Raw genomic sequence first — 9,739 nt, 5'->3', positions numbered from 1 at the left:
TCTCGTTTGTTTCAGGTTTTTAGTAGAACGTTGCGCTGATTGCGGGTGCAAAACTACAACCTTTATTCGCTTTTACAAGACTTTTCTAAACTTAATTTTAAACTATTTTTTAATTGTCTTAAAATCAATAAGGTTAGAGAAGAAGTTTTTTTCATCGCTGCGATTGTTGGGGTGGTTTTGGGTATTAACTTAAGAAATTAGGCCGTGATCGCTGGTGATTTATTAATTGGTCTCGCTATATATAGTCTTAAATGTGGCTGTGTTTTAATCTCTATATAAGTAGCAATTGAAAAATTCGTTTCTTAAATGTGCAGCTCGCGTTAGGGATAGCAGCGGAAAGCCCACAGCTACGACCGTCTTGAGGGAGTGGCGAGGACTTGTAGCGAATAGCCCGACGACTATCTTGCGCTTGCCAAATCAAAAGGCAAGAGCAAGAAGGGCGGAACGCCCTACTGTGCCTTAGCGGCTTTGTTTATCCAGGATTCATTAAGGTTATCAAAATCTACAGGTTGTGCAGGTTTTTGATTTTGTAATCGGCCCGATTCAAAAGCACGCACCAATATTGTTTCGATTAAATAATCTTCATTTACGGTGTAAGGTTGGTATTTGGTCTTGAGATTGATGTCAAATAAACTGGCAGCGGTGTTGGACCAAAAGGCTTTCCAACCGCTTTTAAGGTTTTTTACCAACTCATAAGTGGTATTTCCTGTTTGACGGTGAATCAACTTAACTAAAATTTGACCTTGTTTGCGAGATAGTTTTTTAAGCTTGGCTTCGAACTCATTGGTTAAATAGGTCTCTACTATCTTAAAATACTTTTTCTTTTCCTTACTGGTTTTCAAATTTGCCATACCCATATTAAGGTTAGTCAATCGTTCCGAAGCCAATTTGGCATACGGATACGTTTTGAGCACTCTGTTCTGCAAGAGTAAAAACTGTTTTTTTGCCTCAGGATCTAGTTTCTCTTTGGAGATAAAGATTTCTGGAAGCTTAATGGTATCATTGGGATTATAATCTTCATCTAGCTCAAAGGCGATTTGAGTAGTATCTTTGGGTATAACTTGACAAAAAGCAGACGACAGACCAATTGTAAAGAAAAAGAGGAAAAAAACTTGTTTCATGGGTAAAAATTTCAAATCAAAATTATGCAATATATCTGCAAGTGTAGTGCCAAATTTATAATTTAGCAAAAAAATAATTTTATGAGCACTACATCTATATTAAAGGAGTCATCTTTGACCTTTTTAGAACAATACCTAAACAATGCTTCTCCTACAGGATACGAAAGCAGCGGGCAACGCATTTGGATGGATTATTTAAAGCCTTATGTTGATACCTTTATTACCGACACCTACGGTACGGCCGTGGGAGTTATTAATCCGGACGCACCTTATAAAGTAGTTATTGAAGGGCATGCTGATGAAATTTCATGGTATGTTAATTACATAACTGAAGACGGATTAATCTATGTGATTCGAAATGGTGGATCAGACCATCAAATTGCCCCATCGAAACGCGTTAACATTCATACTAAAAATGGTATCGTAAAAGGAGTTTTTGGTTGGCCTGCCATTCATACACGGATGAGAGATAAGGAAGAGGTTCCTAAACTTACCAATATTTTCATTGATTGTGGTTGCGAAACCAAAGCTGAAGTAGAAGCGCTTGGAGTACATGTGGGTTGCGTGATCACCTACCCAGATACTTTTACAGTTTTGAACGGCAACAAATTTGTATGTAGAGCTATTGATAACCGTATGGGCGGTTTTATGATTGCCGAAGTAGCGCGCTTGTTGCATGAAAACAACATCAAGCTTCCGTTTGGTTTGTACATTACCAACTCAGTGCAAGAGGAAGTAGGATTGCGCGGTGCCGAAATGATTACCAAAACCATCAAACCAAATGTTGCCATCGTAACTGACGTATGCCACGACTCGACTACTCCTATGATTGATAAAAAAATTGAAGGAGACACCAAAATAGGAAAAGGTCCAGTCGTAACCTACGCTCCAGCAGTTCAAAATAATTTGAGAGAATTGATATTAGACACTGCAGTTGAGAAAGAAATTCCTTTTCAGCGATTGGCTTCGTCGAGAGTAACAGGTACTGATACCGATGCTTTTGCATACAGCAATGGCGGCGTTGCATCGGCGTTGATTTCATTACCACTGCGCTACATGCATACCACTGTAGAGATGGTACACCGTGACGATGTTGAAAATGTAATCAAATTGATTTACGAAACATTACTAAAATTAGATAACGAAGACACTTTTTCTTACTTCAAATAATTTTTAGGAGCTCATCCCGCTATCCGCTTTATCTTTTGCTGGCTAAAGAAGCCAGCAAAAGGATGCCGCTTTTATCGGGGCTAGCAAACCGGAATTCAATACAGAACTTCGATTCTTTTATTTTTAAAACTCAAAAAGAGGAGTTAATAAAAAACGCCATTCAAAATTAAAATTTTGAATGGCGTTTTGATATTTAATACAAAATAGGATCTAGCTCTTTGCTGATAAATATTCGTTTACATTTTTTGCTATGCGTGCATCAATTTGTGTGATATCAGCTTTGACGAATTTTTCACCCAAAATATTTTCATACAATTCAATATATCTTTCAGAAACAGATTCAATATATTCTTCTGTCATTTCCGGAATTTGTTGTCCGTCTAAACCTTGAAAGCCATTTTCGATCAACCAACGGCGTACAAATTCTTTTGATAATTGTTTTTGTTCTTGCCCGTTGTCTTGGCGCTCTTGGTATCCATCAGCATAGAAATAACGAGAAGAATCAGGCGTATGAATTTCATCAATTAAAACAATAACGCCATCTTTAGTTTTCCCAAATTCGTATTTAGTGTCTACCAAAATCAATCCGCTACTCGCCGCAATTTCAGTTCCTCTTTGATACAAGGCACGCGTATATTTTTCCAAAACTAAATAATCTGCTTCAGTTACAATTCCTTTTGACAAAATTGCTTCGCGAGAAATATCTTCATCGTGTTCTCCATTATCGGCTTTGGTAGTTGGTGTTATAATTGGTTCCGGAAAACGATCGTTTTCTTTCAAACCTTCTGGCATAGCTACGCCACAAAGTTCTCTTTTGCCAAGAGCATATTCACGAGCTGCATGCCCTGACAAGTAACCACGAATTACCATTTCTACTTTAAAAGGTTCACATAAATGACCTACTGCTACATTAGGATCAGGAGTTGCAATTAACCAATTAGGGACAATATCCTGAGTTAGCTCCATAAATTTGGTAGCAATTTGATTTAGAATTTGACCTTTATACGGAATTCCTTTTGGTAAAACCACATCAAAAGCTGAAAGCCTATCAGTAGCTACCATAACCAAAAGATCGTCATTGATGTTGTACACCTCTCTTACTTTTCCGCGATACACCGATTTTTGGTTCGGAAAATTAAAATCAGTAGTTGTAATTGTGTTGCTCATTGTGTTTGTTGTGTGTGTTTTTATAGATGCAAATTTAAAACTATTTCAGAGAGTTTCGCAAAGAAAAACTCGGAAGCTTTACTACTTGCTTTGATTTATTTTTTAAGTAAAGTGCTGTTGAACAAATCTAGAATTCGGCTGTATTCATCAACCCAAGAATAGGTTTCCTTGAATCCGTGTGCTTCAACTGGAAAACTGGCTAAACTCCATTTTTTCTTTCCTAATTCAATGAAACGTTGTGACAAACGTACAATATCTTTGTACTCCACATTATCATCTACCATACCGTGTAGCATGAGCAAATCGCCTTTTAAATTATCCGCAAAATAAATTGGCGAACTTTTTTTGTACGCTTCTGGATCTGTTTCAGGGAAATTTAAAATATTTCCTGTGTAACCTTGGTTGTAGTGTGCCCAATCTGTAACTGAGCGTAATGCTGCACCCGATGCAAATTCACCCGGCGTTGTAAGCATTCCCATAAGTGTGATAAACCCTCCGTATGAACCTCCGTAGATTCCTACTCGAGCTGGATCAATACCTAAATTGTTTACTAAGTATTTTTTACCATCAATTTGATCGGTTAAATCTTTACCTCCCATAAAACGGTAAATTCCGGTTCTAAAATCACGTCCGTAACCGTCGCTACCTCTGTAATCTACATCCAAAACGGTGTAGCCTAAATCGACCAAAAGGTTATGAAACATATATTCTCTGTGGTACGTACTCCAAAAATTGTGTGCGTTTTGCAAATATCCTGCGCCGTGAACGAAGATAACCGCCGCTTTGTTTGCGTTTGCCGCTTCCGGTTTGTACAAACGAGCATTTACAGGAGTTCCATCTTGTGCTGTAATCGTGATCACTTCAGGTTCGCGCCATGCGTATCCGTTGAAAGCTGATGTTGTAGAATTTGTAATTTGTTGCAACTTTGGATTGGCAGTATTTGGTCCGACAAAAAGTTCCCAAGGTTTATTTTTGAAGGAATAACGAACCAACAAAGTACTTTCGTCAGGAGAAAGTGATACTTCATGCGCTCCATCTTTTACCAAAATTGGCTGTAAAACTGGTTTATTCGAATCTAATTTGTAAAAACTTCTGTTTCCAGGATGCGTTGTTGTGGTAGTCAAGTAAAACGTCTTTTCGTCTTTGGCTAATACTGCAGAACGAACTTCCCAGTTGCCTTTTGTGAGTTGTGTTTTATTTTTACTTTTTAGATTATAAGTGTACAAATGCGAATAGCCGGTAGCTTCTGATTGAAAATAAATAGTTTCATTATCTGCTAAAAAACCAAGTGTTCCTCTGCCAAATGCGTTCGAAGGAATTCCTGGACCCCCTATCCAAGCTTCGTCATGTTGGTGTTCTATTTCTTCAAAAGTTCCGTTTTCTAGATTCAAACTCACAATCCAACGGTCTTTGTTGTCTTGGCTGCGAATGTCGCATACCGCAAAAGTTCCTTCATCATTGTAAACGGGTTCTTGTACTACGATTAACTTATCCTTTTTATCAGAAGGTTTTGTAGCAGGATAATCAGCCAAATATTTAGGCACATCTTGAATGTGACTTAATTTTGAAAAATTAACAAAGTAAACGGAATCCTTGGCCACGCTGTAAATTCCGAATTTGGTATTCACAAAATTAGCCGTGGATACTTTTTCTTTTGTGTTTTCGATATCATTATACCCATCATCGGTAATAAAAACCTCCATCTTTTCCGACTTGCGCTCCGCATCTTCCACTAATCGAAAAGTAGCGTAAGTTCCTTTTGGGTGCGATTTTAAACTTCCTAAAGTATTTTTCCCGTAAAAATAAGGTTTTGCAAAATCCGATTTTGTTGCTTTGGCTGCGTTCCATTTTTTCAACGCCTCTTGATCTCTAACAAACTGAAACAACTCCGTTTGTTGTTTTTTCAAGAACGATTCCTTTTCTGTTGCTGGCTCTTCACCTCTTCCTTTGCGAAAATTAGTCAATTGCACCACAGAGCCTTCTTTTTGATTGTATTGAAAAATATTATCTCCTTGTCTGAAAAACAAAACGGCCGACTCAGCACCCAATTGTAAGTTTGCAATTGGTGTGCTCATTTGAACTAGCTTCTTAGTTGTTTTCGATTTTGCATCATATGAAAACAAACGCCCTTTGTCTAAATAATAATGTAAATCCGAGTTAGCTGCTTTTTTTAAGTCCAATCTCGAAAAACTGGCTTGGGCTGCTGTTGCTAATTCAGGTTTACTCATTCCTTTTTTCCAGAAATAAGTTGAAGTTCCTAATTCGTTATTGGGATTCCATTCAAAGAATACTTGTTGTCCATCAACAGACCAACGTTCGCCTTCGGGTGAAACACCAATAAAACCATTACCTTTCATTATTTCTTCCATCTTCAGCTTTTGCCCTTGCATAGACGAAAAGCAAAGCACTCCAAAAAGCAATAGTATTTTTTTGTTTATCATAGTTCGTTTTTTTTTAGATTAGTTATTTAATTTGTAACCGGCAATAAAACATGCTCTTTTAAATACTTTGCAACACTTTCTTGAACATTATCCCCTATCACTTCTAAATGAGCCAATTTGGTTTGAAGGCTTTCAGGTGCATTGCCCATAATTTTTCCTTGAGCGGCAGCGCATAACATTTGCTCATCATTGTATCCGTCGCCAAACGCAATTACATTTTCGAATTGTAAATTCTCTAATTCTAGGATTTTGTCGATGGCTGTCTTTTTATCTACCGATTTCTCCATAAATTCTAAGCAATACGGCAAACTAAAGGCATGACTGAAACGCCCTTCGTGCTGTTCTAAAATTTGTTGCCGCAATTCTAAAAGCTTGCTGTGTTTGTGATGGGTAAAAAATACTTTAATAGCCGTGAAATCTTCAAGAGTTGCAAAATCAACTAATTCAGGGTGGTAATGAACCTTTGGTTGAAACGCATTTAGTTTGTCGTTGTGTTTATTGGTCAACCATACTTTTTCTCGAAAGAGCACCGTAGTAATTTCAGGATCAACTGCTGCTGAAAGAAGTGATTGAACGGACTCACTGGGCATATTTACCGAAAAAAGTAACTCTTGATTAGGTGCATGAATTCGTGCTCCGTTTGAGGTAACCAAATAAAAAGGCAGTTCAATTTTGGATACAATGGGCATTGCATCTAAATGATGGCGTCCTGTTGCTATGACAATTAAAAAATTTTGGCGATGTAGCTCTTGAAAAACACTCTTGGTGTAGGGTGCAATCTGGTGGTGTTCATTTAATAACGTACCATCGAGATCTGTGACCACGACTTTTATATTGTGTTGTAAACCCATTAGTAAAAAAGAAGTTTTTATTCTTTTCAAATTTATTGCATTTTTCATAGAAATAAAAAGATTGCAACAGCTTTTATTGACGAAATTAAAATGGAATGTTGAAAACTGTTATAATTTAAAAAGCGTTTTTGATTCCAGTTTGAATCAAAAACGCTTTTTTGTAACGATGGAATCAACCACTAAATTAATCGTTGTTCTCGATCATTTTATAGGCATCAATTACTTTTTTAACCAAACGATGACGCACAATATCTTTATCATCTAGGTAAATAATTCCGATTCCGTCAATGTCTTTTAGTACCAAAAGGGCTTCTTTCAATCCTGAAATTGTTCGGCGAGGTAAATCGACTTGACCCGGATCACCTGTAATCATGAATTTGGCACTTTTACCCATTCGAGTCAGAAACATTTTCATTTGCGAATGCGTAGTGTTTTGCGCCTCGTCAAGAATAACAAAGGCGTTGTCAAGTGTACGTCCACGCATGAAGGCCAAAGGCGCAATTTGAATAATTCCTTTTAAGATATAATCTTCTAATTTTTCATTAGGTAACATATCTCGCAAAGCATCGTACAAAGGTTGCATGTAAGGATCTAGTTTTTCTTTCATATCACCGGGCAGAAAACCGAGATTTTCACCAGCTTCAACAGCAGGTCTGGTCAGAATGATTCTTTTTACCTGTTTTTCTTTTAGAGCTTTAACCGCCATAGCCACTCCGGTGTATGTTTTTCCGGTCCCAGCAGGTCCTACCGCAAAGACCATATCGTTTTTCTCGAGCGTATCAACAAGTAATTGCTGATTTGGCGTCATGGCTTTTATTATTTTACCACCTACACCGTGCACTAAAATCTTGTCTTGCGCTTGAAACTTTCGGTCCTCTTGTACATCACCCATGATAACTCGCTCAATAACATTTGTATCTATATTATTGTATCGGGTAAAGTGGAGCATTAAGCGCTCGAAACGTTTTTCAAATTCGTCTAAAACTTCTTTTTCACCAAAAGCTTTGATAGTTGTACCGCGAGCTACAATTTTTAACTTGGGATAATATTTTTTAATAGTTTCAAGATGAGTGTCTTGAGCGCCCCAAAACTCTTTTGGAGCGATGTCTATGAGCTCGATAATTCGTTCGTTCAAATGATAGTTTATTTAGTTGTTTTAATTTAAAGTTAATCGCAAACCTATGCCGTTTGTATTTCCAACAATTTCCAAATTGTTAATATTTGTTTCAGAAGCTGTTCCTTGCCGATTATTGTATTGCGCTATGGAATTTTTGATCTTTTTTGAAAAACCAATTTTAACCGGAATCGCAATAAGCATTGCTGCCAAACCTATACCCATCATGATTTTGGGAACTGTGTTTTTAGGTTCATCATAGCCAGGATTCATGCCAGAATCAAAATTAGATATGACATATGCCATTGCGCCAACACCCACAAGCACGGGACCAGCTAACAACATAGTATTACCCACTGTTTTCTTGCGTCGCCCTATGTTATACTCCTTCAACAAATCTGGATTCTCAGCTAGTGCAATACGCACTAAATTTGGGGTTAATACTGTATTTTTTTGGTTGGTAACAGTTCCATTTCCCTTGTAAACTAAGGTTTGGCTCCACGATTTTAAGCACAGACTTAATACAAGTAGAAAAAAAACTTTTTGCTTCATAGTGACAACTGATTCAAATTGAAAATTCTATTTAAAATAACGCTGAAAATACTTTAGCTTTGCGTTTCTCAAATTTAAGCAAATTTAAGATTACAAAACAGCAATATTTAGAAAAAAAATTATGTCAATAATTACCCTTACATCCGATTACGGCTTGAAAGATCACTTTGTTGGTGCATTGAAAGGGAAAATTTTATCTGAATTTGGAGAGGCTAAAATTATTGATATTTCGCACGATATTGACCCATTCAACACATTAGAAGCCAGTTACATAATTGAAGCCTCGTACAGTAGTTTTCCTAAGGGAACGGTACATCTTATTGGTGTAGATATTGAACTTAATAAAGAGAATCAGCATATTGTAATGCAATGGAACGATCACTTTTTTATTGCAGCCGATAATGGTATTTTAAGCATACTATCGCAAAAAATTATTCCGCAGAAAATTGTTCAAATCAATATTCACGATCGTTTTCCTACTGATGCCACTGATCTGGATGTGTTTGTAAAAGTGGCTTGCCATTTGGCTAAAGGCGGCGCTTTGAGTGTTATAGGTCGCGAAATAGACCAAATAAAACCTTTAACTAATTTTGAAGCAACCACAACCGATGCTGGCAATACTATCAAAGGACACGTAATTTATATTGATCATTTTGGCAACGTGGTGACCAATATCTTGAAAAAATATTTTCTTGAAATTGCTAAAGGCAGACCTTACGAGATTATTTTAAAAACCAAAAACATAAAAACTATTTTGCCTAATTATTCAGCAGTGGCGCACTCTGACAAGTACCCAATAAAATCATACGAAGGGGAAAAATTAGCACTTTTTAACGAAGCTGGTTTTTTAGAAATTGCCATCTTTAGAAGTAATCCGTCAAAAGTGGGCTCAGCAAGTAGTCTTTTGGGATTAAATTACAGAGACGTTATTACTATTCAATTTAAATCAGAACACAAATAAAAAATCAAAACTGTAAAATATAATTCATGTTCGTACGCATCGTAAAATTAAGTTTTCATCAAGAGCATATTCCTGCTTTTTTGAGCAACTTTGAAGAAGTAAAGCACAAAATACGCAATTCACCGGGCAATCGTTTTTTAGAATTGTATCAAGATAAAAACAACCCGAGCGTTTTTTTTACTTATAGTTATTGGGAAAGCGAAGCTGATTTAGAAAACTATCGAAACTCAGCTCTTTTTAAAGAAGTTTGGGCATACACAAAAGCTTTTTTTAATGACAAACCAGAGGCTTGGAGCGTTGATAAACTAGCTTCTTTACAATAAAATCAAATATTAAGTGTTGAACAGCAAGGGTACATTTGT

At 36.8% G+C, this 9,739-nt stretch carries 9 protein-coding genes; 3 read left to right on the top strand and 6 right to left on the bottom strand.

Annotated elements, in window-relative coordinates; translation table 11 throughout:
* Positions 1-449: 449 nt before the first annotated feature.
* Positions 450-1,121 (bottom strand): DUF4294 domain-containing protein, encoded by a 672-nt coding sequence (locus KBJ98_RS13800; protein ID WP_210791488.1) that lies wholly within the window; start codon positions 1,119-1,121, stop codon positions 450-452.
* Positions 1,122-1,202: 81 nt separating this feature from the next.
* Between KBJ98_RS13800 and KBJ98_RS13795 the strand changes: the two genes are divergently transcribed.
* Positions 1,203-2,291 carry a M42 family metallopeptidase gene (locus KBJ98_RS13795; protein WP_210791487.1) on the top strand — a complete coding sequence of 363 codons (1,089 nt, stop codon included), beginning with the start codon at positions 1,203-1,205 and terminating at the stop codon, positions 2,289-2,291.
* A 210-nt stretch (positions 2,292-2,501) separates the two neighbouring features.
* Here KBJ98_RS13795 and KBJ98_RS13790 read toward each other — a convergent pair whose 3' ends face one another.
* The 5 genes from KBJ98_RS13790 to KBJ98_RS13770 form a co-directional block, all read right to left on the bottom strand.
* Positions 2,502-3,458 carry a phosphoribosylaminoimidazolesuccinocarboxamide synthase gene (locus KBJ98_RS13790; RefSeq protein ID WP_210791486.1) on the bottom strand — a complete coding sequence of 319 codons (957 nt, stop codon included), beginning with the start codon at positions 3,456-3,458 and terminating at the stop codon, positions 2,502-2,504.
* A gap of 95 nt (positions 3,459-3,553) precedes the next feature.
* Positions 3,554-5,899, bottom strand: a complete 2,346-nt coding sequence (locus KBJ98_RS13785; protein ID WP_210791485.1) for a S9 family peptidase — start codon at positions 5,897-5,899, stop codon at positions 3,554-3,556.
* 26 nt (positions 5,900-5,925) lie between these two features.
* Positions 5,926-6,750 (bottom strand): Cof-type HAD-IIB family hydrolase, encoded by an 825-nt coding sequence (locus KBJ98_RS13780; RefSeq protein ID WP_210791484.1) that lies wholly within the window; start codon positions 6,748-6,750, stop codon positions 5,926-5,928.
* Positions 6,751-6,934: 184 nt separating this feature from the next.
* Complete coding sequence (locus KBJ98_RS13775; RefSeq protein WP_210791483.1) at positions 6,935-7,885, bottom strand: PhoH family protein; 951 nt, start codon at positions 7,883-7,885, stop codon at positions 6,935-6,937.
* Between the two features lie 21 nt (positions 7,886-7,906).
* Positions 7,907-8,416: a hypothetical protein gene (locus tag KBJ98_RS13770; RefSeq protein ID WP_210791482.1), complete on the bottom strand. Its 510-nt coding sequence runs from the start codon at positions 8,414-8,416 to the stop codon at positions 7,907-7,909.
* A gap of 121 nt (positions 8,417-8,537) precedes the next feature.
* Between KBJ98_RS13770 and KBJ98_RS13765 the strand changes: the two genes are divergently transcribed.
* Together KBJ98_RS13765 and KBJ98_RS13760 are read left to right on the top strand one after the other, a co-directional pair.
* The gene (locus KBJ98_RS13765) at positions 8,538-9,377 is read left to right on the top strand and encodes an SAM hydrolase/SAM-dependent halogenase family protein (protein WP_210791480.1); all 840 of its coding nucleotides are present in this window, start codon (positions 8,538-8,540) and stop codon (positions 9,375-9,377) included.
* Positions 9,378-9,403: 26 nt separating this feature from the next.
* On the top strand, positions 9,404-9,700 hold the full coding sequence (locus KBJ98_RS13760) for a putative quinol monooxygenase (protein ID WP_210791478.1): 297 nt from the start codon (positions 9,404-9,406) through the stop codon (positions 9,698-9,700).
* Positions 9,701-9,739: the final 39 nt, after the last annotated feature.

Source organism: Flavobacterium erciyesense, from assembly GCF_018069925.1.
In the GTDB taxonomy this organism is placed as follows: Bacteria; Bacteroidota; Bacteroidia; order Flavobacteriales; family Flavobacteriaceae; genus Flavobacterium; species Flavobacterium erciyesense.
The sequence above is the reverse complement of the archived record's forward strand: the minus strand, read 5'-3'. Positions and strand labels throughout refer to the sequence as shown.